At 39.1% G+C, this 26,109-nt stretch carries 24 protein-coding genes and 1 pseudogene; 5 read left to right on the forward strand and 20 right to left on the reverse strand.

Going from position 1 to position 26,109, the window contains the following annotated elements; translation table 11 throughout:
* Positions 1-142 precede the first annotated feature (142 nt).
* From ACYQ3Q_RS11075 to ACYQ3Q_RS11105, 7 genes and pseudogenes are all read right to left on the reverse strand, one after another.
* Complete coding sequence (locus ACYQ3Q_RS11075) at positions 143-847, reverse strand: ABC transporter ATP-binding protein (protein ID WP_459928604.1); 705 nt, start codon at positions 845-847, stop codon at positions 143-145.
* On the reverse strand, positions 847-1,617 hold the full coding sequence (locus tag ACYQ3Q_RS11080; RefSeq protein ID WP_459928605.1) for an ABC transporter ATP-binding protein: 771 nt from the start codon (positions 1,615-1,617) through the stop codon (positions 847-849). The genes ACYQ3Q_RS11075 and ACYQ3Q_RS11080 overlap by 1 nt, the downstream gene beginning before the upstream one ends.
* A pseudogene (locus tag ACYQ3Q_RS11085) lies at positions 1,598-2,552 on the reverse strand (branched-chain amino acid ABC transporter permease). The gene ACYQ3Q_RS11080 and the pseudogene ACYQ3Q_RS11085 overlap by 20 nt, the downstream one beginning before the upstream one ends.
* A gap of 9 nt (positions 2,553-2,561) precedes the next feature.
* A complete protein-coding gene (locus ACYQ3Q_RS11090; RefSeq protein ID WP_459928666.1) occupies positions 2,562-3,452 on the reverse strand; it encodes a branched-chain amino acid ABC transporter permease in 891 nt (296 codons plus the stop codon).
* Positions 3,453-3,918: 466 nt separating this feature from the next.
* Positions 3,919-5,079 (reverse strand): ABC transporter substrate-binding protein, encoded by a 1,161-nt coding sequence (locus ACYQ3Q_RS11095; protein ID WP_459928606.1) that lies wholly within the window; start codon positions 5,077-5,079, stop codon positions 3,919-3,921.
* A 291-nt stretch (positions 5,080-5,370) separates the two neighbouring features.
* Positions 5,371-7,266 (reverse strand): selenocysteine-specific translation elongation factor, encoded by a 1,896-nt coding sequence (selB, locus tag ACYQ3Q_RS11100; protein WP_459928607.1) that lies wholly within the window; start codon positions 7,264-7,266, stop codon positions 5,371-5,373.
* Positions 7,267-7,663: 397 nt separating this feature from the next.
* On the reverse strand, positions 7,664-8,695 hold the full coding sequence (locus tag ACYQ3Q_RS11105; protein WP_459928608.1) for a YkvI family membrane protein: 1,032 nt from the start codon (positions 8,693-8,695) through the stop codon (positions 7,664-7,666).
* A 123-nt stretch (positions 8,696-8,818) separates the two neighbouring features.
* Here ACYQ3Q_RS11105 and yyaC point away from each other — a divergent pair, with 123 nt between their 5' ends.
* Entirely contained in the window at positions 8,819-9,388 is a 570-nt protein-coding gene (gene yyaC / locus ACYQ3Q_RS11110) for a spore protease YyaC (protein ID WP_459928609.1), read from the forward strand.
* Positions 9,389-9,392: 4 nt separating this feature from the next.
* Here yyaC and ACYQ3Q_RS11115 read toward each other — a convergent pair whose 3' ends face one another.
* From ACYQ3Q_RS11115 to rpmH, 13 genes are all read right to left on the reverse strand, one after another.
* Positions 9,393-9,890 carry a DUF4446 family protein gene (locus ACYQ3Q_RS11115; RefSeq protein ID WP_459928667.1) on the reverse strand — a complete coding sequence of 166 codons (498 nt, stop codon included), beginning with the start codon at positions 9,888-9,890 and terminating at the stop codon, positions 9,393-9,395.
* Between the two features lie 61 nt (positions 9,891-9,951).
* Positions 9,952-10,653, reverse strand: coding sequence for a DUF554 domain-containing protein (locus tag ACYQ3Q_RS11120; RefSeq protein WP_459928610.1), 702 nt, complete (start codon positions 10,651-10,653; stop codon positions 9,952-9,954).
* Between the two features lie 905 nt (positions 10,654-11,558).
* The gene (locus ACYQ3Q_RS11125) at positions 11,559-12,416 is read right to left on the reverse strand and encodes a ParB/RepB/Spo0J family partition protein (RefSeq protein ID WP_459928611.1); all 858 of its coding nucleotides are present in this window, start codon (positions 12,414-12,416) and stop codon (positions 11,559-11,561) included.
* Entirely contained in the window at positions 12,409-13,170 is a 762-nt protein-coding gene (locus ACYQ3Q_RS11130; protein WP_459928668.1) for a ParA family protein, read from the reverse strand. The genes ACYQ3Q_RS11125 and ACYQ3Q_RS11130 overlap by 8 nt, the downstream gene beginning before the upstream one ends.
* Positions 13,171-13,304: 134 nt before the next feature.
* Complete coding sequence (locus ACYQ3Q_RS11135) at positions 13,305-14,750, reverse strand: VanW family protein (RefSeq protein WP_459928612.1); 1,446 nt, start codon at positions 14,748-14,750, stop codon at positions 13,305-13,307.
* 142 nt (positions 14,751-14,892) lie between these two features.
* The gene (gene rsmG / locus ACYQ3Q_RS11140) at positions 14,893-15,612 is read right to left on the reverse strand and encodes a 16S rRNA (guanine(527)-N(7))-methyltransferase RsmG (RefSeq protein WP_459928613.1); all 720 of its coding nucleotides are present in this window, start codon (positions 15,610-15,612) and stop codon (positions 14,893-14,895) included.
* 3 nt (positions 15,613-15,615) lie between these two features.
* Entirely contained in the window at positions 15,616-17,520 is a 1,905-nt protein-coding gene (gene mnmG, locus ACYQ3Q_RS11145) for a tRNA uridine-5-carboxymethylaminomethyl(34) synthesis enzyme MnmG (protein WP_459928614.1), read from the reverse strand.
* An 8-nt stretch (positions 17,521-17,528) separates the two neighbouring features.
* The gene (gene mnmE, locus ACYQ3Q_RS11150) at positions 17,529-18,893 is read right to left on the reverse strand and encodes a tRNA uridine-5-carboxymethylaminomethyl(34) synthesis GTPase MnmE (protein ID WP_459928615.1); all 1,365 of its coding nucleotides are present in this window, start codon (positions 18,891-18,893) and stop codon (positions 17,529-17,531) included.
* A gap of 269 nt (positions 18,894-19,162) precedes the next feature.
* Positions 19,163-19,789: an RNA-binding cell elongation regulator Jag/EloR gene (gene jag / locus ACYQ3Q_RS11155; RefSeq protein ID WP_459928616.1), complete on the reverse strand. Its 627-nt coding sequence runs from the start codon at positions 19,787-19,789 to the stop codon at positions 19,163-19,165.
* Between the two features lie 29 nt (positions 19,790-19,818).
* On the reverse strand, positions 19,819-20,493 hold the full coding sequence (locus ACYQ3Q_RS11160) for a YidC/Oxa1 family membrane protein insertase (protein ID WP_459928617.1): 675 nt from the start codon (positions 20,491-20,493) through the stop codon (positions 19,819-19,821).
* Positions 20,494-20,504: 11 nt separating this feature from the next.
* The gene (gene yidD, locus ACYQ3Q_RS11165) at positions 20,505-20,711 is read right to left on the reverse strand and encodes a membrane protein insertion efficiency factor YidD (RefSeq protein ID WP_459928618.1); all 207 of its coding nucleotides are present in this window, start codon (positions 20,709-20,711) and stop codon (positions 20,505-20,507) included.
* The gene (gene rnpA / locus ACYQ3Q_RS11170; protein ID WP_459928619.1) at positions 20,708-21,055 is read right to left on the reverse strand and encodes a ribonuclease P protein component; all 348 of its coding nucleotides are present in this window, start codon (positions 21,053-21,055) and stop codon (positions 20,708-20,710) included. Before rnpA ends, yidD begins: the two co-directional genes overlap by 4 nt.
* A gap of 128 nt (positions 21,056-21,183) precedes the next feature.
* The gene (gene rpmH, locus ACYQ3Q_RS11175; protein ID WP_007777819.1) at positions 21,184-21,318 is read right to left on the reverse strand and encodes a 50S ribosomal protein L34; all 135 of its coding nucleotides are present in this window, start codon (positions 21,316-21,318) and stop codon (positions 21,184-21,186) included.
* Positions 21,319-21,674: 356 nt separating this feature from the next.
* Here rpmH and dnaA point away from each other — a divergent pair, with 356 nt between their 5' ends.
* The 4 genes from dnaA to remB all read left to right on the forward strand — a co-directional run bounded on the left by dnaA (position 21,675) and on the right by remB (position 26,074).
* On the forward strand, positions 21,675-23,036 hold the full coding sequence (gene dnaA, locus ACYQ3Q_RS11180; protein WP_459928620.1) for a chromosomal replication initiator protein DnaA: 1,362 nt from the start codon (positions 21,675-21,677) through the stop codon (positions 23,034-23,036).
* Between the two features lie 568 nt (positions 23,037-23,604).
* On the forward strand, positions 23,605-24,708 hold the full coding sequence (gene dnaN / locus ACYQ3Q_RS11185) for a DNA polymerase III subunit beta (RefSeq protein WP_459928621.1): 1,104 nt from the start codon (positions 23,605-23,607) through the stop codon (positions 24,706-24,708).
* Positions 24,709-24,715: 7 nt separating this feature from the next.
* The gene (gene recF / locus ACYQ3Q_RS11190; protein WP_459928622.1) at positions 24,716-25,807 is read left to right on the forward strand and encodes a DNA replication/repair protein RecF; all 1,092 of its coding nucleotides are present in this window, start codon (positions 24,716-24,718) and stop codon (positions 25,805-25,807) included.
* On the forward strand, positions 25,808-26,074 hold the full coding sequence (remB, locus tag ACYQ3Q_RS11195; protein ID WP_459928623.1) for an extracellular matrix regulator RemB: 267 nt from the start codon (positions 25,808-25,810) through the stop codon (positions 26,072-26,074).
* The last annotated feature ends 35 nt before the right edge of the window (positions 26,075-26,109 follow it).

Genomic DNA, 26,109 nt, shown 5'->3' on the forward strand with positions numbered 1-26,109 from the left:
ATAAAGTAAACTTGGTTGGCGCTAGGAGGGAGAAAAGCTGCCAATATGGCCAACCAAAGCTCTACTTACTTAATACACTTGTCTCAGAACTATATGCCTTATCCCCTGTCTGCGGACCTCCTACCCTTTCAGGGACGAGATCTTATCCCCCTAGGTAGGCCTTTCGAACTTCTTCGCTAGCCGCTAATTGTTTTGAATCTCCTGAAAGAACAATCTTTCCTGTCTCCAATACATAAGCCCGATTGGCGATTGATAAGGCCATATGAGCATTCTGCTCTACTAGTAAAATTGTTGTTCCGCTTGCATTAATCTCTTTGATAATTGAAAAGATCTGTTTAACTAAAATAGGTGCTAATCCCATTGAAGGTTCATCGAGAAGCAGGAGCTGAGGTTTGGACATCAGAGCCCTCCCCATGGCAAGCATTTGCTGCTCTCCGCCTGACAGTGTACCTGAAATCTGACTTTTACGCTCTCCAAGGCGAGGGAACAAACCATAAACACGTTCAATATCTTGTTTGATACCCGCATTATCTTTACGTAAATAGGCTCCCAATTCTAAGTTTTCAATGACGGTCATATTAGCAAAGACACGCCGACCTTCCGGAACCTGTGATATTCCTTTGGCCACAATGGATTGGGGAGGTATGCTTGCTAAGTTCTCTCCATTAAAGGTTAATTTACCCGTTTTTGAGCGCAACAATCCGGAGATCGTCTTGAGACTTGTGCTTTTCCCTGCGCCATTTGAGCCAATAAGGGTTACAATCTCTCCCTGATTTACCTGGAAGGAAATCCCTTTAAGGGCATGGATAGCACCATAAAAAACATTAACATCTTCAAGTACAAGCATCAGACGACAACCTCCTCTCCTAGGTAAGCCTCTATGACTTTAGGATTATTCTTTATTTCATCAGGTATCCCTTGAGCAATAATCATGCCATAATCTAAAACGTATATACGCTCACAGACACCCATGACTAAGGACATATCATGTTCAATTAAGAGGATCGTTAACTTAAACTCCTCCCGAATCCACCGAATAAGATTCATAAGGTCATTCGTCTCCTGGGGATTCATGCCGGCTGCCGGCTCATCTAATAAGAGAAGCTTCGGCTCAGTTCCTAAGGCGCGGGCTATCTCTAAGCGACGTTGCTCTCCATATGGTAGATTCTTCGCAATCTCTTGCGCTTTATCTTCAAGATGGAAAATTCTCAGCAAATCCATGGCTTTTTTCTGTATTGCTTTTTCACCCATGTAGAAACTAGGAAGTCTTAATAACGCACTAGTCGTGCTATACGCAGCACGTTGGTGGTAAGCAATTTTTACATTATCAATGACACTTAAATCGCTAAAGAGGCGAATATTTTGAAACGTCCGCGCCATTCCCAGATGAGTAACCTGATAGGGTTTAAGTCCACTCACCTCTTTACCCTGAAACATCAAATTTCCTTCGGTCTTATCATATACACCCGTCAGTAAATTGAAGACTGTGGTTTTTCCTGCACCATTAGGACCAATTAAACCAACCAATTCTCCTTCATTAATCTCAATATTTAAATTTGATACCGCTTTTAAACCGCCAAAAGATTTAGAAAGATTATCAATTTTTAGAAGCGGCATTATTTATCACCCTTCTTTCCCAGGAAATTCAAGCTGAATTCTTTCGTACCGAACAATCCGGTCGGTCTAAAGATCATCATTCCTATCAATAGTACGGCTATTATAACCATACGCCATTCCGGAACACCCGCTAGAAGTGCCGAAACTAAGGTCATAACAATCGCTCCCGCAATACCTCCCGTAATGCTCCCCAACCCACCGAGGACTACCATAACTAAAATATCAATCGACTTCAAAAAGGAAAAGGTCATGGGTTGAATGATATACATGTAATTCGCGTAAATCCCGCCAGCTACACCGGCAAAAAAGGCTCCCATTGTAAAAGCCATAACTTTATATTTTGTGGTGTTGATGCCCATAGATTCAGCGGCGATCTCATTCTCCCGAATAGATATACAAGCTCTACCGTGAGTGGAGCCCACAAAGTTTTTCATTAAAAGGACACTCAAGACCATCAATACAAAAGCCCAAGTCCAGGTTATTGTGCTCGGTAAAGTGAATCCGGATGCTCCACCAACTAACTCCATATTTAGAAAAACAATCCGCACGATTTCTCCGAACCCTAATGTTGCAATAGCAAGATAGTCCCCTTTAAGACGTAGCGTAGGTAACCCAACTAGGAGACCCACCAAGGCAGCCACAACCGCCCCCGCCAAAATGCCTAAAATCAACGGCCCATGCATGATTGCTGTAATAATCGCCGAAACATACGCACCAACGGCCATAAACCCAGCATGTCCAATCGAAAATTGACCGGTTATTCCGTTGATCAGATTTAAACTAGTAGAAAGAATAATATAGATACACATGAGGATTAACGTCAACTTATAGAACGGAGGCATAATATCTGTCATAATCAGCCCTTGAACAACAGCATATATAAGAACAATCCCTAACAACATCACTAGATTTTTGCGGTTGAACCAGTTGCGCATTTTCCTCACCTACACTTTCTCACGTACATTTTTGCCGAAAAGACCGCTGGGTTTAACAATTAGGACAAGTATTAAGATTAGGAATGCAACGGCGTCCCGCCAAGTTGAAGCGCCTAAACCACTCACAATTGACTCAATTAGACCCAACATTAAGCCTCCAACCATCGCGCCAGGGATAATCCCGATTCCCCCCAATACTGCTGCTACAAATGCTTTCAGACCAGGAACAAGTCCCATTAAAGGATCGATCGTATTAAAATAGACACCCATTAGGACACCGGCAGCAGCCGCTAAGGCCGAACCAATGGCAAATGTGAAGGAAATTATATTATTCGTGTTAATTCCCATTAACAAGGCGGCATCTTTATCGAACGATACTGCCCGCATTGCCTTACCCATTTTCGTATATTGAACCGTGAAATGCAGGAGACCCATGAGTATAATGGAAGTCAATAGCATAACAATATCACCATATTTAAAGATAACTCCGTATACAGAATACATGGTTTCTGGAAAGACTGGGGGATAGGTACGGACTTGAGCAGTTACAACTAACATGCCCCCATACTGTAAAAATAGCGAGACTCCGATTGCTGTTATCAAAGCTGCAATACGAGTAGCGTTGCGCAAGGGTTTATACGCAATACGTTCTATTACAACTCCCAAAATGGCAGCAACAATCATTGCAAAAAGCAGCGCTGGTAAAAACGGCAAATGCAAGACACTGGTCGCAAACCATCCAGCATACGCTCCTACCATCATAATTTCTCCATGCGCAAAATTGATTAGTTTAATAATTCCGTAGACCATCGTATATCCCAAAGCAATGAGAGCGTAGATACTTCCTAACGACAGGCCATTAATAATTTGCTGAAATATCTGCTGAATAATACTCTCCATGATCTCACTCCCTTTTCTGCTAAAACTTTCTAACATAGAAGAGAGAGGGTAAAACTGCTCCCCCCTCTCTTTTTTACGGAATCGGCCTAATTATAATCTCGGCCTCAAAACAACTTATTATTAGTTAAGATTAGTGCTTTTGCAAGGTTGTATCTTTATAGCGTTTATTTCCTTTGATAACACATGCTTCCGTGACTTTGAATTTCGCCTAGTAGTCGACTTTGCCAATTGTAACCACACCCAGATCCTTGGTTGTAAGAATCTACACGATGTGTATTGTTAATACTTCTATACTTTAGTAAAACCCTCTTTCTCTATTAAAGCCCCAGTCAAGGCTATATTGTAGCGACTGGGGCTTTATACTTATTAAAAACTGTCTTAAATTAACTCTATGCTTATCTTAGCTATTGTACTAGTTTTAGTCAATACCTTACCCAGGCAACAATGCAATACATTTGTCTCCAGATTATGGATTTACATGTGTTAGCAGTGTTTTCTTGCCATCGACCATTTTAATGATAACCGCACTTTTAACTGGGTTGTGAGTTGCAGGATCAACCGTGATGATACCCGTTACTCCATTAAAGTCCTTAGTATTTTCCAAAGCAGTTCTTAACTTTTCAGGATCAGTACTACCGGCCTTTTCGATTGCAGCAATGAGCATTTTGGCTGCATCATATCCGAGAGCTGCTAGAGCATCTGGCTCAGCATTATACTTTGCTTTATAAGCCTCAACAAATGGCTTTGTGGCTGGATCATCTGCCCACATGTGATTAACAAAATAAGTATCGTTGAGGTTTGCAGGACCTGCTAACTCAGGTAATTTCGCGGAATCCCAGCCATCTCCTCCGACAAAGGGAACTTTAATTCCTAATTCTCGTGCTTGCTTGACTATCAATCCGACTTCGTTGTAATAACCTGGCACAAATACGACTTCTGGGTTACTTGCTTTGATCCGAGTTAGTGTAGATTTGAAATCTTTATCCCCGCCGACATATTGTACAGTTTCGGTGATGCTTCCTCCAGCACCTTCTAGAACTTTTTTGAATTCCGCGGCTAAACCCTTAGAATAATCATCTTTCTGATCAATAAATAAGGCAGCCTTATTTACTTTAAGAGTCTTCAATACGAAATTAGCTGCAACTTTTCCTTGGAAAGGATCTAAAAAGCAACTTCTGAAGACCCATTTATTGAGTGAACCATCTTTATTAATGGTAACTTCTGAATTTGTAGCCGTTGGTGTGATTAGAGGAATCTTGGTATCTGCTGAAACAGGTACTGCAGCCTTTGTATTTGAACTGGTAACAGCACCAAGAACAGCTACAACTTTATCTTGCGTAATAAGTTTGGTAATTGCAGAAGTTGACTCTCCAGCTTCAGATTTGTTATCAGCAGTAACGAATTTAAGCTGTTTTCCTAAAACTCCACCTTTTTTGTTTTGATCTTCAAACGCTAAATTGACTGAGTTTAAAACCGACTGTCCATAGGTAGCTACTCCACCAGATAGCTCTAAGTTACCACCGATTTTTATTTCTGCTGATTCTTTTGGTGCTGCAGCACTACCACAACCTGAAACCAAACCTAACATTAGTAACGCTACACCTATTAATAACTTACTTTTTCTCATCTTTATACCCCCATTTTTCTAAATTAGTTTTAAAAAATATGTTCTTAGTAATTGGTCCAAAACTTCTCTATATTACACCTCCGATTTAAACAGAATACAATGGCCCAGACAAGAAAAAAGCCCTGCATTGATACCCGGTTGACCCCAATGCACAGTTGTACAACAGTTGAGCGTCGGTTATATGACAGTTATATGTCAGTTTTTGAAACAACTCCATTTCTGCTTTTTCATTTTATAACTGTTGCACCATTGTGTCAATTAGGAAATTCTGTATCATTACATTAATTGAATTTAGTATTTCGTTCTCTTATCGCCGATTCGCCTAGTTATTTTTTGATTGTCAAAAAACTCAAGCAGTGGAACAGCATATTTACGTGAAACACCCCACATTTCTCGCACTTCAGCCACTCCAACCTCGTTATGTTTCTGTAGAAACTCGATTAGACTATTTTGAGCCTGGTTCAGATCAGTATGCCTAAAATAGAATTGATCAATATGGTCCCATTCTCCGATATCACACAAATATTGGGCATATTCTGGGGCTTGTACTTTTGTAATCCCACAGGCCTCTGCTGTTGTGCTGAGGTCAGGGGGCATGAGTGTTACACTTTGCCACTTTTTGCGTAAGGCATCTAAATCTTTAAGGATATTGGGTGGGATTTTTACCCCTTCATTGGTTTGAACTTTACTGCCGGTAATTCGATAAAAACCTCGAACACTACCAAGCTCTAGAATTGTTTGCCAACGTCTATTTTTCCAATTGATCCCAAGACGTGTTTTTAATTCTTCTCTGCTAATTCCTCCACGCAATGGGTTTGCAGCTTCGTGTTTTTTTACTACGTCGATTAATTTTAAACGCCATCCCTCTGCTGCTGCCTTTCCCCAATAAAGGGGGGTATCATCTTCTAACCATACTTCTAATCGTTTTGATTCCTCTAAAGATCTCAGACTTTCCTCCAATTCTAAAGAATTGACATGTAAGCGAGTTGCTAAATCTGCTCTAGTACGAGGTTCGTCCATTTCTCTTTCTAATAGGTCAAGTGGATCTCCCTCGTCTTTAACTCTCATTTGGGCTAGTACGTTTTCCTTGAAACGTTTCTGCTTGAATTCTGCTATACCGAGTACTTTTCCACCGGCAATCGTATGGGGTGGAGAATAGAACCTCAGCACAAACCGATCCCCTGGTGCAGCTAAAACTTGTTCTTCCAAAAGAATCTGTGCAAATCCTTCTTTTCCTGGGGCCAGTTCCTTCTGGTCTAGAAGATGTAACCTTCCGAGGATCTCCGTTGTTCCGAGATGAAATCGTACTCGTTGCCGTTGAGTTAAAGGTCTCTCTGCTGAAGGGAGGTTTGTAACCTTTAAATCTAAGATCTGTCCAACTTTAAACGTGTTCGGCGACACCAGCACTGAACCTCGCTCTATTTCTGTAACATCTACACCTGCAACATTGACTGCCACTCTTTGACCAGCGCCTGCAGACTTTGTTTTATTGTTATAGACTTGGATCGATCGAATTTTCGCTAAAATATGGTTGGGCTCAATTGCCAGCTCTTGTCCTAGCATTACTGTTCCACTATGAAGTGTTCCAGTCACAACCGTTCCAAACCCCTGAATACTAAAGATTCTGTCTAGTGGCATTCTGACCGGACCAATCGATTTCTTACTCTCTACCTCCGAGAGCAAATCATCAATCGTTTGACGGAGAACGGCAATTCCTTCCCCAGTCAGTGCGGAAACCGGACAAATTTTTGCCTTACTAAAAGCAGTCTCTTTTAGTCCTTCACGCACTTCCTCTTCCATCAGATCAAGCCAATCTTGATCTACAATATCAGCTTTATTTAACACAACAATCCCTCTGGGTATTCCTAGTAATGTCAAAATGTCTATATGTTCTTGGGTTTGTGGCATAATTCCTTCATCCGCAGCAATGACGAGTAATACAACGTCCATTCCACTTGCCCCTGCTAGCATCTGGCGTACAAACCGTTCATGGCCTGGAACATCAACGATTCCAACTTGTCGCCCACTGGGTAATGTCATATGAGCAAATCCCAGTTCTATAGAGATCCCTCGCTGCTTCTCTTCTTTTAGCCTATCCGTTTCAATGCCTGATAGAGCCCTAATAAGTTCAGTTTTTCCATGATCCACATGTCCTGCTGTACCTACTAAATAGTGTCGTTCATCCATATTTTGTCCCCTTATCAACCTGGTTTTAACCAGAATTTGTTAGTCAACCTCGCGAACTAAGATTTCCCTTAGGAGAACCTTTCTTTATTCTCTGCGTCTACTTGCTCGATCTCCCTAGTGAATAAAATCTCTGTAATGATTTAAGATGTTTGGCTACCGATCTAAATTATTATAAGTTTCCAATTCATACTATAGCAAAACTCTCTAAGGTAACGCAAATAGACCACTCGAATACAATCTGCCTCCGCTGACAGATCCGCCTCTTAGAGACCCGCTTCGTAAGCAGTTGGTACGGTGCTATCCCCTGGATAAGTTCAACTCAACTAAACTTAAGATTGAGATAAAGACCAGTTTAAGTATCATCCCTAGGATTTCTAAAACACTACTGGCAGTTCCGCTATACTCTACGCCAATAATAAACGATTGTTGGTAAAAAGATCAGACCTAAGTAGCCAAACAATGGATAGATAAGTTGTACAATCTGCGAGAATTTAACCCCTGCTAATGGCAAAAGTAGAATTAGGAGAATAACTGTTGCATACCCATAACTCAATTTTCCTGAATCCGCGATTCGACTGACAAGACTAAAGCCATTTCCTACTGCCGCTGTGATCATTGCCAACCATAGTACAACTACGTAGAAAAACCCAGGCCAGTCTCCTAACTTACCTGCAATAGCAACCATCGGAATTTCCAAAACCCAGATGTCCGGAAACCGAAGTAATGACATTCCTATAGAAAAGGCAAATAACCCGAGTGCAACCCCGCCTAAAACCGCACCTAAGCGTGCACCCGTCTTCTGAATCTCTCGTCCGAGAGAAGCGAATACCACCATTGCTAACGTTGCATTAAATGAAACATATAGAACTGCCGAGAGAGCCCAATTTTTGATTATAGGATGCGGCAACATCGAAACGTGCTCATTATCTCCAGAAGAGATCAAAAGAATTGATGCAGCTGTAATACCTAGGCAAAAGACAAATTTCAAGGGTATAAGAACAGAATTGATCCACAATACTCCTTCGCCACGGTACCATAAGGCTAAGGCGATGATTAAGCCTGTTAAGAAGATTCCTAACCATTTGGAAAATCTAAAATACTCATAAAATAACGCACCACTACCTGATATCATGGCCATCATACCTACGAACAGTAAGATGCTAACCAGCCAATCAGCCCAACGCCCCAACTTAGGGCCGAGGAGACGATCAAAAAACTCGTTATAGGACGAAACCTTCCATCTTTCCTGCAATTCTAGCGTGCCCCACCCTAGAAGAGAAAACAGAACTGAACTTAGGATTATTCCCACTAAGCCCCAATGCCCAAACCGCACAAAAAATTGCTGGATTTCTTGACCAGAGGCAAAACCAGCTCCCATGACTGCACCGACGTATGTAGCGGCAACCTGAAATGTTGTTTTCCATTGCATCTGAACTCCCTCCTCGCCATCATGCATATGGCTTGAATAGGGATTTCATGCATAAAAAGGATAGTATTTGGAAAAAATTATACTATGTACTAGATTTGATCATTACATGTTAGGGGGCAGCTTGTGAGTTTATTTTCTATATTAACTGAAACTCAAAAAATTAAAGCCCATGTTGATGACTGCGCAGCTAAGGTAAAACTTGAAACGCGTCTATCTGATCTTTTTATATCCACAAGGAAACGCCCTGCTGTCATACTATGTATTGGGACTGATCGCTCAACAGGAGATGCATTAGGCCCATTAATTGGGACGCATTTAACACGACAGACCTTACCACAACTTCATGTTTATGGGACGTTGGATGAACCCGTACATGCAATTAATCTTGAAGAGACTATCCGTTTTATTGAGCAAACCTACCAGAATCCATTTATAATTGCTGTTGATGCCTGTTTGGGACGAATGGATTCTGTAGGTTGTATTACCTTAGCTGATGGTCCCCTAAAACCAGGTGCAGGAGTTCATAAGCAATTACCCAAAGTGGGAGAAGCGCATATAACAGGGATTGTAAATGTGGGAGGGTTTATGGAATATATGGTTCTGCAAAATACTCGACTGAACATTGTTTGGCGGATGTCCGAAAATATTAGTTCACTAATTACTCAATCCTATCTCAGAGTACGACGCAATTAAACTACTAAATCTTTACGCCTTGCATGGCCTTAGTTATGACTTCTTTTTCCTCATCTGAAAGAGAATAAACAGAATGGCCTCCTACAATTGGTTTTGCGTAAACCCTTGCCTCTTCACGATTATGAATTGAACTAAGTACGATTCCATTTCCCTCTTGACTAATCAGCGCACATGCAAAACTCAGGTCACTTCCCACATTTTCGAATGCTCTAAATCTGAGCAACTCTGCTCTGTCTACACTAGCACGCAGTTTCAATTCTACAGGGTTTAACCTAGCCTTACATTTTTCGATTTCTTGTTCAAGCTTATGCATTTTTTGATTACTTTCATCTAACAATATATCCATTTGATTGCCCGCCATAAATGTTTGCAAAGATACATAGGCAGATTCAAATCGTTTCATGCGTCGATACAGTAAAAGGGATATCAGAACTGAAATTACAAGGATTACTCCTAATCCACTTATACCCCACCAAATCCAAGGAATTAACTCTTCTAGCATTGTCAATAATCTTTCCTCCTCAGCTAGTCATACAACTTATTAATTGTACATAACTAAGCTATTACATACCGAGATGTATTCTAGTGAACAAAAGGGTTATGGGAACTGCCAAGAAGATCCCTAATAATAGATTACCCACTTTGATCTCTTTTATTTCTAAAATATTAATTCCAATTCCTACAATAAGCAATCCGCCTGTTGCACCCATTTCAACAATCACTTGTGGGGAAAGAATCCCCTGAAGCATCCCGGCTGCCATAGTAATTGCACCTTGGTATAAAAATACTGGAACTGCTGATACTAAAACACCAATTCCCATAGAAGAAGCAAATACAATTGCTGAAATTCCATCTAACATCGATTTAGCATAGAGTATGTTATGATTGCCACTTAGCCCACTTTCTAACGAACCCATTATAGCCATCGCGCCAACACAGTATATTAAACTGGCAGTGACAAATGCTTTTGTAAATCCGGCACCTTTTCCATTTTTCGAAAACGTTCGTTCTAGCCACTGACCAAGGTGTTGTAAACGCAGCTCAATATCTATCCACTCACCCATAATACCCCCCAATACTAGACTTGAAATGATGACTAAGGGGTTCTTTGTTTGTAGTGCCATGCTGCCACCGATCAGTAAGACTGATAATCCAATCCCTTGGATTACTGTTCTTTTAATTTTATCTGGCAAAGTTTGTCCGAATAACAAACCAAGTACTCCACCCAATAAAATGGCTAGAGTATTCACTATAGTTCCTAACACCTTAACAGTTACCTACCTTTCATAGTCCTTAATGCTCTCGGAACGGTGCAAGAATAACCGATTATATTACTCCGCGCAATTAAGCCTTAACTTTCTAGGGTTTATAATACTCTACAGCCGATAATCGCTATTACGATGGTTTAAAATGTTCCACGTGGAACATCATTTCTATCTTAGAAGGTCAGATGTCATTACAAGTGCTCATTAAAACCACAAATAACAAAGGATACTTTTGCCAAAAATTACAGACTGCTAAAGTACAGTCTGGTACAATGGAAATATTGGGCTTTAAAGGTCTTTGTATGAGTAATGCACTCGGCTTATTGTTTAGCGACCATCAAGTACATTTCCATTACCAAATAATCTACTTATCTAAGAATATTTTTTAGAGTCATACACATCTGTTATTAATTAATTCTCTGGAAGTAAGAAAGTGGCTACTTATACCGATTAATTGAATGCTACATAGCAGTTTTATTACAATACCTTTTAATCATTTAAATTAAGATGTATTACATATAGCCTGTAACTTAATGATCTTAAAGTTCGTTTATATAGCTAATAATTGCTAAACAATTAACAAACTTTTTCATTATACTCCTAAAGAATACTTCCTGATACATATATATGTTCTTGGGTGATCCATCTCGGTTACTTTGATGTCGCCAAGAGAAACGTTTGATGTCTCTAAAGCACTAAAATATATTGACTTTACATTTCCCGATATTACTTAGAAAATGTTCCACGTGGAACATTAGTTTTTCAGGAACTAGTAAGAAATGATAAACTGGCTTAGATAACAAGTACCAAAATAGGAGATCTTGAAGTTGCTTTGCTAAAAGTAGAATACGAGATCATAAAACCATGAAAGTTCATAGAGCTAGTTGTTCCACGTGGAACATTATTCAATCGATACGAACGTTCCATAATTCTAGAAGTCGATTCAGTTCATCCTCTGAGAAATATTGAATCTCAATCTTCCCGCGTTTAAAGTCTCCCTTTACATGAACCTTTGTTTGAAAGCTAGACCTCAGACGATCCTCAACATTACGCAGTAGAGGAGGGTACTCCGGAGAGGACCTAACCTTTTGAGCTTTATCAGTTGTCTTTTCAGACAGTTTATTGATAAGAAACTCTGTCTCGCGTACAGATAACTGTTCCTGAGCTGCTTTTTGAGCGATCAATACTTGAATAGAGGGGTCATTAACTCCTAATAAGACTTTAGCATGGCCTAGAGAAATAGTGTTAACCCTTAGAAGATCAAGTATCGCTTTAGGTAATTGTATGACTCTTAATAAATTAGCGACTGTAGTCCGTGCTTTACCAACCCGTTGGGCAATCTGATCTTGAGTCATACCATATTCCTCGATAAGTCGTTTATACGCTAAACCCTCTTCAACGGGAGATAAATCAGCACGTTGGATATTCTCAATAAGTGCTCTTTCAGCCATTTCTTGATCACTGCATTCCTGAACAATGCAGGCCACTTTACTAAAACCCGCAATCTGTGCAGCTCTTAAACGTCGCTCCCCAGCAATAACGCAATAATGCTCACCGTCAGGTCTTACTAATATAGGCTGAAGTAAACCATGTAAGCGCAGTGAATCTGCTAAATCATTGATTGAATCCTGATCAAACTCTTTTCTCGGTTGATCAGGATTTCTTTTTAGATCACAAATAAGGATTTCCTTAATGCAAGGGTCGTCCCCACGTTCATCAGACAAAAGTGCTTGAAGACCACGGCCAAGTCCTTTTTTAGACACGTTCTAAAACCTCCTTCGCCAAGTCACTATAAACCTCCGCACCCCTTGAACGAGAATCATAAGTATTGATTGCCTTTCCATGACTAGGGGCTTCACTGAGACGGACATTGCGCGGAATTATAGTACGGAATACTTTCTGTGGGAAATACTTCTTCACCTCATCGACCACTTGTATGGCCAAGTTAGTTCGTGCATCGAACATAGTTAAGAGGGCTCCAATAATATTTAAAGAAGGGTTAACGTGTTTTCTGACTCTATCTAAAGTACTCATTAAGAGGGTCAATCCCTCTAAGGCATAGTACTCACATTGGATAGGAATTAAAACATCAGATGCAGCAGTTAAGGCATTTAGAGTGAGAAGACCTAGTGACGGAGGACAATCTATTAAAACGAAGTCATAATTTTGTTTTACACTGTCAGTCGAGGATTTCAATTTACCTTCACGTGAAATCTGGGAGACTAATTCTATTTCTGCACCTGCCAACTCAATCCGAGCAGGTACAACAAAAAGATTCTTCTGATATGTTTTTTGAATTACATGTTCAAGAGGAATATCGTTGATTAAGACATCATAAATGCAAGAAGTCAACTTATGCTTTACAATTCCCATTCCACTTGTAGCGTTTCCCTGTGGGTCTAAATCAATGAGCAGAACACGTTTACCCAAATCTGCTAAACAGGCACTAAGATTTATTGCTGTCGTGGTCTTGGCGACACCGCCTTTTTGATTAGCAATAGCAATCACTTTAGTCATCAATAAAGCTCACCTCCCTTTTTCCTGTCTTAAAATAACTGTAAAAATACCCATACTCTAGATACTATCAAACCCCTCTCAATAAAAAAAGCGCTTTTAACGCTTTTTATGATAAATATTAAATATATATAGTTTTATGCCCCAATTGCAGTGATTTTAGGCAATGGCTGATACCGACTTTTTTTGAGTGGTTCAGTTTTTATAACTTGTCCATTAACTTTAACTGTTCGAGTCGTGTTAACAATATATCCTTGCTGTCCTTCTTGTTTAACATGAGTCTGACCGCGTGCCAGAGTCTCATCAACAAGTCGTTCCTCGACAAAAGGAATAACTGACTCTATCGTATTTGCAATAACCACCTCTTGACCGGGATTGACCTTTCCATAGAGTTCTATAGTTATTGTGTTATTACCGAGTTTAGTTCGAACTAAAAGATATCCACCTGTGTTATTTAAAAACTTAAGATCGAGATTCGGATAAGCAACTGTTGCATCCTGCCCTAGAGGGACATAAGAAATAGCCAGATCATGATTACTTCGCTGAGTGACAGTTAGGTTAGCTAGTATCCCAGTATTATATAAGGTACTAGATACCTGACATATTCCTCCAGCAAGACCCGGCACAAATTGTCCGTTGACAATAATGTAGGCGTCCAAATACCCACCCTCAACAGTTCTTTCACCCACAATTTCATTGAACGATAATGTACCGTCCGGCTTAATAATCGCTCCATCTAAAGCCTTCGCAGCAAGGCGTACATTTTCAGATCTTGCAGTTTGTGAAGAATCAAATCTGGTTGTATAAGTGGAGAGTAAGCCAGTGATTTTTTGTTCCTCAAGCTGAGACGCAGTTAGTAGAGGGGCTTGATCTTTGAATTCCACTCTAATCTCAGGTCCTGGTTTATAGACATTAATATCTTTGATCTTTAGAATTAATGCATCAGTATTGATCATTCTTCCGACTTGTTCACCCTTAATAAGCATTCTATTTTGAGGAGTAATCATAAATGAAGCATCCGTCGCAAGCTTATTATACTCTGCAAAGTTCTTGTTGATCGTTTCAACTAATTTATTTTCATTCCAATCCTGTTCTAAATCTAACTCTATGCCATTAGAAGCTGACATCTTACTAAAAACTTTATCCTTTAATGAACCACTCCTACCATACTCATAGGCCTGCTTAAGTGCCGAATCGGCCGATACAATGAGTCCCAATTCTTCTAAGGTTACTTCATGTGAAAATTCTTCGAGATCTAGTTGTATAGTTTGATTCATTAAGCGATGAATTTCTTTGTCCATTGCCTCTCTTGCAAGTTTTTCAGATAAGTTACTCACGTTAACTCCAGAAATCTTTACTCCTTCAACAATTAAGTGATGATCCCAAGAATAGAAAAGTAAGTAAAGGCCTGCCGAACCAAATAATATGAATAGCAATCCAAGAGTTATTTTAACTGCTTTTATTTTAATTAGGCTACTTATATTAGTCCGAAAGCTCTTTCCTCGACTCTGATTTCTCTCATAAACTTCACTTACAGCAACTTCTTCATGACTCCTAGCTCTTTGACGTTGTGATACTTTCAAAATGCCCCCCCCTAGGGTCAACCTCAATCGACCAAATAATATACTAGTTCTTTAATTCGACGTTCATGCTAGATATCCTTTACTATTTTGTATAAAAAAGAGCCTTACTTTCTCAAGTAACGCCCTATTTAAACAATTAGTTTCATTTAATAGGTTTTTTTGCAGGTGTACCAGCCTGGCGGGGATAAAGTGAAGAGGTTTGCTGAATCTTGCGAATCAGAATGACAGCTCGATGTTCAACACCTTCTCCAAAGTTAAAATGTATAATATCCTCAAATTTACCACCTACAACACCTAGGGCCTTTTGAGATTCTGCCAATTCTTCCTCAGCCTGTAATCCCTTTGGCGCTAAAAAGAGTCCATTCACCTTCAGAACAGGAAGGGCATATTCTAGCAAGACTGGAAGACGAGCCACCGCACGAGAGCTAACAGTATCGAAGGAACCTCGGAATAGACTGTCTCTGCCAAAATCTTCTATTCGGGCATGAACAGTTTTAACACCCTGTAAAGCTAACTCGTCGATGACAATGTCGAGAAAATCTAATCGTTTTTTCAAAGAATCCATTAAAACAACCTTTAAATCAGGGCGTAGGATCTTAAGCGGAATACCAGGAAACCCAGCTCCAGTTCCTAAATCCGCAAACGTTTTCCCTTCAATAAATTTTGAAAGAACCATAGAATCTATAAAATGCTTTAAAATGACTTCTTTAGGTTCAATAATTCTCGTTAAATTGAGTCGTTCGTTCCATTCAAGTAGAAGGTCACCGAATCTACAGAGTTGAGTCAACTGCACTTCTGTTAATTTTAACCCAATATGCTCATAGGTTAACCCATTAATTAAAGACGCATACTCATCAAACATCCGTTAGTTGTTACCTCCCCTACGTCGTTGTTCTAAAAAAACGAGTAAAACAGAAATATCAGCAGGACTAACACCCGTAATTCTAGAAGCCTGCCCTAAGTTTTGAGGGTGGACTTCTAAAAGCCTTTGTCTACCTTCGGTTGATAATCCGCGGATTTCCCCATAAGCAAGACCAAATGGAAGTGACCGTTCTTCAAGCTTCGAAAATTTCTCGATATCAGCCCACTGCTTTTCAATATACCCCGAATATTTTGTTTCCGTCTCTACCTCTTCTAACACTTCCTGATCAAAAGCCTTTAATTCAGGAATGAGCATCTCTAAATGGGAAAAGGTAATTTCTGGTCTTCGAATCAAATCTTGAGCACTAATTCCGCCCCTCGTCGGAGTTGATTTAGCTTCAGCCATTACTTGCTGCAAGTCTTCTCGCATAGGGGAAAAAACAGTTGATTTCAAGAGCTGTTTCACATGTTCGTAATTCTTCTTCTTTTCCTGAAAACGCATCCAGCGCTCATTATCAACTAATCCTACATCTTTTCCAATTTCTGTTAATCTCAAATCAGCATTATCTTGACGCAGAACAAGCCTATATTCCGCTCGTGACGTCAAAAGACGATAGGGTTCCTTCACTCCTTTTGTCACTAAATCATCAATTAAGACACCGAGGTAAGCATCTGATCGGCGTAAAGTAAAGGTCCCTTTACCTAAAGATCGAAGTGCAGCATTAATCCCAGCAATTAATCCTTGTGCTGCAGCCTCCTCATAGCCAGATGTTCCATTTAATTGCCCTGCAGTAAATAACCCCGATAACTGGCGCACCTCTAAACCAAGAGAAAGTTGATGGGGTAAAACATAATCATACTCAATTGCATATCCGGGCCGTAACATACGGACATTTTCCAAACCAGGAATACTCTGTAATATTTGAACCTGGACTTCCTCAGGCATACTGGTTGATAATCCAGCCACATAAAGTTCGTCACTTTGCCAACCCTCGGGTTCTAAGAATATTTGATGAGCATCACGTTGAGCAAAACGAACGACTTTGTCCTCAATTGAGGGACAATATCGAGGACCAATACCTTCAATCTCTCCAGAATACATAGGTGCACGATAAAGATTTTTGCGAATAATCTCATGGGTTTGGGTTCCAGTATATCCTAACCAACAGGATACTTGCTTTGAAGGGTCTTGATGCCAAAACTGACTCTCTGTAGGCATAAAGGAAAAGCGCCAAGGGGTATTATCCCCTGGTTGAATGCGGAATTTTGTATAATCAACAAACTGGCGATGAATCCGAGGGGGTGTACCTGTCTTAAACCTACCCAATTCAATTCCACACTCTCTAAGTGAATCTGAAAGAGACATGGCAGGCATCTGTCCATTCGGTCCGCCTTGGTGCATAGCAGCACCGATGATAATTCGTCCCCTTAAATATGTGCCACTTGTTAATACAACGTTGGCAGATTCAAATCGAGCTCCAGTTCGAGTCACAACTCCAACTATTGAGTTTTTTTCAACAACAATAGTTTCAACCAACGCTTGAATTATCGTAAGTCTGGGTTGTGACAAAAGGATATTTCGCATCCGGCTATGATACGCCTGTTTATCGGATTGAATGCGTAAGGCATGCACGGCAGGGCCTTTCCCTGTGTTAAGCATTTTAACCTGTAAGGAAGTCTCATCAGCAACTATGCCCATTTGACCACCTAGAGCATCAATTTCCCTCACTAAGTGTCCTTTAGCTGGACCTCCAAGGGATGGATTACAAGGCATATGGGCTATCGTGTCCAGATGTAAAGTCAGCAGGAGTGTCTCAGATCCAAGTCTAGCCGCAGCAAGTGCTGCTTCACAACCTGCATGTCCTGCACCAACAACTATAACATCATATTTTCCAGCAAAATATTCCAATGTTTGACCTACTTTCCGATACAAAATCGAGAAAAAATATCTTCGAGAAGTGATTCTTGAACATTATGTCCCGTAATTTCCGAAGCATATTGTAAAGCTTGGCGTATATCAATTGAAAGTATATCCCAAGGCATTCCTTGCTGTAAACTCTTTAAAGATTGTGATAAAGCATTGTCACACCGTTCTAGAGACGTAATCTGCCGTACATTGGAGAGAAGTGGCTCATTGGTTCCAATAGCCTCACCCTGGTAAACTCGTTTACGAATTTCCTTTTCAAGCTCTTCAAAACCCTGTAGTTGTAAAACAGAAAATGGAATCCAAGTACCTTTATCGTTACTCGAAATATTAGGTTGACCTTGTTCTAGTAAATCAATTTTATTGACAAGTACAATCACCTTATCAGAGTAACTATCAAGTATATGCCATTCTACCCCAGTCAGAGGCAAATTAGCCTGTACCACTAATAGAATTAATTCAGCAGTTTTTAAGGCTTTCCAAGTTCTCTCTATTCCAAGACGCTCCACAAGATCATCACTCTCGCAAATACCAGCGGTATCAACCAATTGTAATAGAATTCCGCCAACACTAACAGATTCTCGAATCTCATCACGGGTTGTGCCTGGGATATCTGTCACTATGGCTCGTTCCTCATGTAAAAGTGCATTTAACAAACTTGATTTACCGACATTAGGCTGTCCTACAATAACAGTAATTAACCCATCTCTCAAGATCTTACCTGTTTTACTTCCTGCTAAAAGGAGTTTTATGTCTGCATGAGCTTTGTTAATCATTGATTCAAGAGACTCTCGATCTAAGCTTTCAACATCATCTTCAGGAAAATCAATACCTGCTTCGATAAAAGCTAGGATTTCTAAAATTTCTTCACGTAACGCCAAAATTGTCTCTGAAAGTCCTCCACTCAATTGAGATAGAGCTAAATTCGCAGATGTCTCTGTGCGGGAACTTATTAAATCGATGACTGCCTCAGCTTGAACTAAGTCAAGCTTTCCGTGTAAAAAAGCTCTTTTAGAGAACTCACCAGGCTCCGCTAATTGGGCACCATGTCGGAGAATAGCTTGTAGAATTCGCTGGGCAATAAATAAGCCACCGTGACAATTAACTTCATAAACATCTTCTCCCGTGTAGGAGGAGGGGGCCAACATTCTCCCAACAAGTACTTCGTCTAAAACTCGATTGTTATCACTAAAAAAACCCCGGTTCAAAGTAAACTTTTCCCCACGTAACCAACGCTCCTTATTGCGTGGTTCAAAGCACTCTTCAATAATCTCGGTCGCTTTAGGTCCACTCATACGAATGATATGAATACTTGCATCACCTATGGCCGTTGCCATAGCAACGATAGTATCTAGCAAAACAACTCATCTCCAATTATAAAAATTGCTATTCTTTATTCTTTTCAAGTAATCAACATCACATACCAACTATATTATGGGAGTTAGAAAGTATTAGTTGGCGCCACACTAATAAATTGTTTCTGGTACTATAAGAAACCTTGCTTGCAGCAATCCATGGGCGCCTGCATGAGGGTCTGCCCTGTAAATTACTTTTACATTCATCCGTGGTGCTGCGCAGCGGCATGGGGTAGTCTGACTGTACAAAAAAGAGGGGGTTTATTCCCCCTCTATCCTCTTTTAAGTGCTATGACAACACGACGATTTGGATCATCACCTTCACTAAATGTTGATATTCTGGTTTCATCCTGTAAGGAAGTGTGAATTATTCGCCGTTCATGTGCATTCATTGGCTCTAAAACAACTCTCGTTCCATTCCTCTTAACCTTTTCAGATAATCTTTTTGCTAGACGGATGAGTGTTTCCTCACGGCGTTGTCTATACCCTTCCACATCAACGATAATTCGAACTCTTTCCGATAATCTCTTGGCCACAGCTAAATTTGTTAAATATTGAAGCGCATCCAATGTATCCCCGCGTCGTCCTATCAAAATTCCAAGCTCAGGACCCGTAATATTAATATGCCAATGTTCGCCGGTATTACTGACCTGAGTATCTGCCTTAACCTGTATTGATTGACAGATTTTTTCAATGAATTCAATAGCCAATGCTCCTGGATTATCTTCATAAAAAACTCTCACTCTTGCTAGAGTGGTCCCAAATAGCCCAAATAATCCTTTTTTAACTGGTTCCTCTAATACTTCAACTTTAACACGATCACGATCTACAGCTAACTCCATAACACCAGCGCAAATCGCTTCTTCAACCGTTTTCCCGGTTTTCTCTGCAATCCTCATGAACGATCCTCCTCACCCCATCCACGTTCCTATATTGCGTTTTTTGTTTGATTAGTCAATCGCTTATTTATAAAAAGCTGTTGGAAAATCGAAACAACGTTCATAGTTACCCAATATAAGGCCAATCCCGCTGGCACAGTAGCACTAATGTAAGCGAAAAATATCGGCATCATATAAAGCATAGTTTTTTGGGTAGGATCCGTAGTTGCATTAGGACTCGTTAATTTCGTCTGTAAATAGGTCGTAGCAGCGGCAAAAATCGGTAAAACTAAATGATATGAAGGTGCAAATCCGTAAGTTTTAATTAAATCAAAACCTAAGAACCAATGGGCTGCAGCATTTGCTGGATCGTAAGGGAAATTAAGTAATGTACTATACAATGCCCAAAAAATAGGTAATTGAACAAGTATAGGGAGACAACCACCTAAGGGGTTTACTTTATGTTCTTTGTATAACTCCATAACGGCTAGATTGGCTTTTTCTTTATCATTTTTATGTTTTGCTTGAATTGCTTTAATCTTAGGTTGTAAATCAACGGTCTTTCGCATTGAGGCCATTTGTTTATAAGTTAATGGGAAAATCAAAGTTTTAATTAGAATAGTTAAGAGAATAATCGCCACACCATAATTAGGAAGACCGATAGAAGCAGATAAGTTATAAAGTATATTTAGTAAAAAAGTCATCCATTCAACAATAATACTCACAAAAGCCCTCCTTAAACTGGGTCATGCCCACCAGGATGAAACGGATGACACTTAAAGATCCGTTTAATTGATTTCCAAAGTCCTTTAATAAGACCGTATTTTTGTAATGCTTGAATAGAATACTCTGAACAAGTGGGGTAAAATCGACATGTTTGCCCTTTTAAAGGCGAAATAAGTATCTGATATAGACGAATCAATCCTACTAAGATTATCTTCATTCAAGTTTACTCACTTTGATTAGTGTATTAGCATTCTTAAGCATATTCATCATACATCTTTCTACTTCGATGAAGGAAACTCCTTTGATTCTCGCCCTCGCAATAAAAATTATTTGTAAATCATTTCTGATTTCCGAAATATGAAGCCGGATCACTTCTCTCATGAGTCTTCTGGCCCTATTTCTTTGAACAGAATTTCCAACTTTCTTAGAGGCAATAAAACCAAAACGTTTAGGACCTTTAATAAGGTACATTGCTACATATTTTACCGAGTAATTTCTACCTTCTTTAAAGATAGTTTTAAAGCTCGATTTACGGCGTAAGCGGAACTTTCTTTGTAACATAACTCCTCCAAAGCTTACATACCTTTCAATCTCTATTCTAACTCTTATTGCGTTGATTTAAACGTTTTAAAAAATAATTAATGCTTGTCAGAAAAATTTATTTAAAAAAAGGCCACACAATTGCGGCCTTAAACTGATAATTTTTTCCGACCTTTTAAACGACGGCGCTTTATAACATTTCGCCCCGTTGGCGTACTCATTCTACTCAAAAAACCGTGAACGCGTTTATGACGCCTATTCTTCGGTTGATAAGTTCTCTTCAATTTAACGACACCTCCTTTATTTCAAACCCAAAAAACATCCCATGTAATCAAACTTACTTAGAGATTATACTCTAAAAAAATTTAATCTGTCAAGCAAAGGACTTTGTTAAGATGTGGATAACCTAAAGTTTAAAAGTTATCCACTGTGAATAATTTTTAGAAACTCACTATCTACCTGTTGATAACCCCGAGAAAACTTGATATTATATTTGCACAGCCCCTTACGACAACAATAAATCGTGTAATTGTTATTCACAACACGTAATTTATTTAAGTTATCCACAAATGTGTATAAGTTTGTGTATAACTTTTTTATTGTCATCATTCCACCAATTTTAGACAAGGGAGGTCCGTCCATGCCACCACAACCAGTGTCACCCCAATTATTGTGGCAGGAAACTTTAGCAAAGCTGAAAAATGAACTATCCAAGCCGAGCTTTGAAACATGGTTAAGCTCCACAAGGCTTCTGCATATCGACGGCGATACGCTAGTCATTAGTGTTCCTAATGACTTTGCTAAGGACTGGCTGGAAAGTCGTTATGCTTCCTTGATTAGATCTTCAGTTCAATCAGTCTTAGGCCATTCAGTCAGTCTCCGTTTCATTATTCCTTCTCCCGAAGTTTCTTATGCCGAAGACAAAGTAGTCCCTAAACAGGATTCCTTTATAATCCCTAAGCCTAGCGACCCTCTGCCTAATTCCCTTAATTCAAAATACATTTTTGAAACATTTGTTATCGGTAACAGCAACCGTTTTGCCCATGCAGCTTCTTTAGCTGTTGCAGAATCACCCGCTAAGTCCTACAATCCTCTTTTTATATATGGAGGGGTTGGTTTAGGAAAAACCCATCTTATGCATGCAATTGGGCATCATGTTTTACAACGATCCCCAAATACAAAGGTTCTTTATGTTTCCAGTGAAAAATTTACGAATGAATTGATTGACTCGATTAGAGACGAAAACTCCATTGAATTTCGTAATCATTATCGTAACGTAGATATTCTGCTGATCGATGATATTCAATTTTTAGCAGGCAAAGAACGAACTCAAGAAGAGTTTTTTCATACGTTTAATGCACTTCATGAAGCGAATAAACAAATTATTATTTCTTCAGATCGTCCACCTAAAGAAATTCCCACTTTAGAAGATCGCTTACGTTCGCGTTTTGAATGGGGCCTTATCACAGATATTCAAGCACCTGATTTGGAGACCCGAATAGCAATCTTAAGGAAAAAAGCTAAATTAGAGAATCTACAGGTTCCTAACGAAGTTATGGTCTACATTGCTGATAAAATTCATTCTAACATTCGAGAGCTTGAAGGTGCACTTATAAGGGTAATGGCTTTTGCTTCTCTTAGTTCATTCCCTATAACGACTGAAGTCGCAGTTGAGGCATTAAAAGATATTATTCCCGCCAATAACACCAAGCAAATTACAATTGAAATTATTCAACAATCCGTAGCAGGATATTTCCATATGTCTCCTCATGAGTTTAAAGCTAAAAAAAGAACCCGTGAAGTAGCCTTTCCCCGACAAATAGCCATGTACCTTTCTCGTCAACTTACTGATTCTTCTTTACCGAAAATTGGGGAAGAGTTCGGTGGGAGGGATCATACGACCGTAATGCATGCTCATGATAAAATTACACAAGCTATCCTTAATGATCCCTTACTCGAGAAAAAAGTAAATGAGATGATTCAACGAATTCAATCTGAGTGAACTCGTTCAACTAAAGTTGAACATCGAGACTTCGGTGACGTAAGTCTCCAGTGGAGACTTATGCCGAAGGCGCAGATCTACTGACGAATACTTTAGCGCCGTAGGATGGAGTCTACCTCCTTCACCGCTAAGTGTTTCTATTGGGAAGGCGGCTCAGCGATACTCTATCCTACGACGGTAAGTATTCTTTTAGGATCACTGCTTCGGCGATACTCTCCACTGGAGACTATCGTACTGGAGACTATCGTCACCGAAGCAGGGTACGGGGGCACCACTCCCACTTATAGAAGTGGGAGTCTTAACTGAACGTAGGATCAAAGGATATGTTAATAACTTGTCTATAAATACTTGAAAACTAAATTTTACAGTTCTATTTGTGGACATGTGGATAACCTTAATCCGTTTGTCCACACCTTTTTCAACATACTTTTTAGCAGTAAATTAGCGCTATAGGTATACTTATCCACATGTTGACAAGTAATACTACTATAACGACTACTTATTATCCTATTACTAATAACCTCTGTTTAGAACATTGAAGAAAAATTTATAGGAGGATTCAATAGATATGAAAATCTTCTGTTCCAAAGATGCATTGCTTTCAGGTGTAAATGCTGTTCAAAAGGCTATATCAAGTAAGAACACATTACCAGTACTTCAAGGAATTTTGATGACAACCGAACAACAGTCTTTACAATTTGCAGCAACTGATCTTGAAATGGGTATTCGATGTGAAGTACCCTCTAATGTTACAGAAGAAGGAACAATGGTAGTTCCAGCAAAGCTCTTCTCCGAGATTGTTCGTAAACTACCTGACACAACTATAACTTTAGAAGAAAAGGATAAATCAATCACCATTGGTTATTACGAGTCCGAAATTGTCCTAAATGGCTATGATCCGGAAGAATTCCCCTTGTTGCCAGACCTTATGGATCCGGTTACCTTTTCTTTACCGACCATAACTTTTAAAAATATGATTAGACAGACTGTATTTTCGTGTTCAACTGAAGAAAATCGACCAGTATTCACGGGTACTCTTCTACAAATTGAAGGTACAAATATTCGATTAGTAGCAACGGACACACACCGCTTAGCGTATAGTATTTCTGAAATATCTAATACAGAAGAGTCACGTTTTAGTGGAATTATTCCAGCAAAAACACTAACAGAAATATATCGCCTATTGAGAGATGAAGATGAAAATTTAACCATTAGCTACGGTAATAATCAAGTTGTATTTCAATTTGGATCAATATATTTGATATCCCGACTTATTGAGGGACAATTTCCTAACTACAAACAAGTTATTCCCCAGAGTTGTGAAACAAAAGTCATTTTAAATGTAAAAAAACTTTTAGAAGCAGTAGAACGAGCCTCAGTACTTACACGTGATAAAAGCGGAGCAAATATTATTAGAATTAGCGTAGAAAATAAAGAATTAAAAATAGATCAAACGTCTGAATTGGGTAAAATTTCAGAGCAGATAGACGTTGAGATGGAAGGTAAAGATGTAACAATTGCCTTTAATGCAAAATTTCTTATTGATGCGCTAAAAGTAATTGAAAGTGATCAAATTTTATTTGAATTATCAGGGCCATTTAGTCCAGGAGTGATGAGACCTTTAGACAATAGTAATTATATATATCTTGTATTGCCGATCAGGACGTCATAATCGAATTATGATAATTAAGAACTTTCATCTCCAAAATTTTCGTAATTATATTGATGAGAACGTAAAGTTTATGCCTGGTACTAATATTTTGATAGGTGATAATGGTCAAGGTAAAACGAATATTGTTGAAGGAATTTATTATCTTCTGACAGGAAAGTCATATAGGGTACAAAGGGAACAAGACCTATTGCGCTGGGAACAAAGTGAGTTCCATCTGTACGGAGACTTCTTTTCCAAAGATCACAGAATCTCTTTAGAAAGTCATTATAGAAATAAAAAGAAAATGATCAAGATTAACCAAGTGCCTTGTCAACGCTTATCAGATTTTGTGGGGACCATTAATGTAGTTTTCTTTTCTCCGGATGACCTTATAATGATCAAAGGAGGGCCTTCCGAAAGAAGAAGGTTTTTAGACTTACATATTGCCCAAATGCGTCCAGGACACGTGAGCATTCTTAATGCTTATAACAAGGTTATTCAACAAAAAAGCGCGCTTCTAAAAACATATTTAGAAAAATCTCATAAATATTCACAGTTACAACTTTGGAATGAGCAAATTATTGAGTTAGGTAAAAAAATAATTCTTAATCGGGCAGACATGACCGAACGATTGCAAGCTGCTGCAGACTTAATTTATGCTAATTTAACGTCTGATCAAGAAAAAATGCAGGTTTTTTATCTTGCTTTGGGCAAAAAAAATATTAGCGAAGCTATTTCTGAATATCCAAAAATACTTCATGATAAATTAGATCAAGAAATAGAACGCCAAATGGTATTAGTGGGGACACACCGCGATGATCTTCAAATTCTTTTAAATGATAAACCTGCGCGTCTATTTGCTTCTCAAGGACAACAGCGATCGATCGTCTTAAGTCTAAAGTTAGCTGAATTAGAGATTATAAATCAGGAAAAAGGGGAATATCCTCTTCTTCTATTAGATGATGTATTGTCTGAATTAGACCGTTTTAGGAGAGAATACTTAATAAAATTCATTGAGTCATCACGTATCCAAACTATAATAACTATGACAAGTGCTGAAACTCACCATTTAGGCGAGCTGTATCGTGTAGAACAGGGACGCATAAGGAGGGAGCCTTAGATGTATCTACATCTTGGAGGAAATATTCTCATTAAAAAAGATAAGATAGTTGCAATGATTGACTTAGATACAACAAAGAAAGGTCAACCAAACCAAGATTTTATTGGTAAACTCAATAAAAATAAAAAAAAAAATATAAATTATATTTGTGAACCAGGAAATGAAAAAACCCTAATTGTTACAAGCAATGAACTGTTTTTCTCACCTATTTCTTCTACAACATTATTTAAACGTTCATTTCATGATAAAGTTAATGATTATAATTAGAGAAATTTTCCAATTATTAGTTACATTAAATTGAA

The organism is Desulfosporosinus burensis, from assembly GCF_054657535.1.

What these genes read in the sequence shown, in the direction of transcription:
- ACYQ3Q_RS11105 (WP_459928608.1), bottom strand. Translation starts at nt 8,695, where the DNA reads ATGCAATGGAAAACAACATTTCAGGTTGCCGCTACATACGTCGGTGCA.
- recF (WP_459928622.1), top strand. Translation starts at nt 24,716, where the DNA reads ATGATAATTAAGAACTTTCATCTCCAAAATTTTCGTAATTATATTGAT.
- rsmG (WP_459928613.1), bottom strand. Translation starts at nt 15,612, where the DNA reads ATGTTTGATGAGTATGCGTCTTTAATTAATGGGTTAACCTATGAGCAT.
- yidD (WP_459928618.1), bottom strand. Translation starts at nt 20,711, where the DNA reads ATGAAGATAATCTTAGTAGGATTGATTCGTCTATATCAGATACTTATT.
- selB (WP_459928607.1), bottom strand. Translation starts at nt 7,266, where the DNA reads ATGGATGAACGACACTATTTAGTAGGTACAGCAGGACATGTGGATCAT.
- remB (WP_459928623.1), top strand. Translation starts at nt 25,808, where the DNA reads ATGTATCTACATCTTGGAGGAAATATTCTCATTAAAAAAGATAAGATA.
- rnpA (WP_459928619.1), bottom strand. Translation starts at nt 21,055, where the DNA reads ATGTTACAAAGAAAGTTCCGCTTACGCCGTAAATCGAGCTTTAAAACT.
- ACYQ3Q_RS11090 (WP_459928666.1), bottom strand. Translation starts at nt 3,452, where the DNA reads ATGGAGAGTATTATTCAGCAGATATTTCAGCAAATTATTAATGGCCTG.
- ACYQ3Q_RS11095 (WP_459928606.1), bottom strand. Translation starts at nt 5,079, where the DNA reads ATGAGAAAAAGTAAGTTATTAATAGGTGTAGCGTTACTAATGTTAGGT.
- jag (WP_459928616.1), bottom strand. Translation starts at nt 19,789, where the DNA reads ATGAGGATTGCAGAGAAAACCGGGAAAACGGTTGAAGAAGCGATTTGC.
- ACYQ3Q_RS11075 (WP_459928604.1), bottom strand. Translation starts at nt 847, where the DNA reads ATGCTTGTACTTGAAGATGTTAATGTTTTTTATGGTGCTATCCATGCC.
- dnaN (WP_459928621.1), top strand. Translation starts at nt 23,605, where the DNA reads ATGAAAATCTTCTGTTCCAAAGATGCATTGCTTTCAGGTGTAAATGCT.
- ACYQ3Q_RS11115 (WP_459928667.1), bottom strand. Translation starts at nt 9,890, where the DNA reads ATGCTAGAAGAGTTAATTCCTTGGATTTGGTGGGGTATAAGTGGATTA.
- ACYQ3Q_RS11080 (WP_459928605.1), bottom strand. Translation starts at nt 1,617, where the DNA reads ATGCCGCTTCTAAAAATTGATAATCTTTCTAAATCTTTTGGCGGTTTA.
- ACYQ3Q_RS11130 (WP_459928668.1), bottom strand. Translation starts at nt 13,170, where the DNA reads ATGACTAAAGTGATTGCTATTGCTAATCAAAAAGGCGGTGTCGCCAAG.
- dnaA (WP_459928620.1), top strand. Translation starts at nt 21,675, where the DNA reads ATGCCACCACAACCAGTGTCACCCCAATTATTGTGGCAGGAAACTTTA.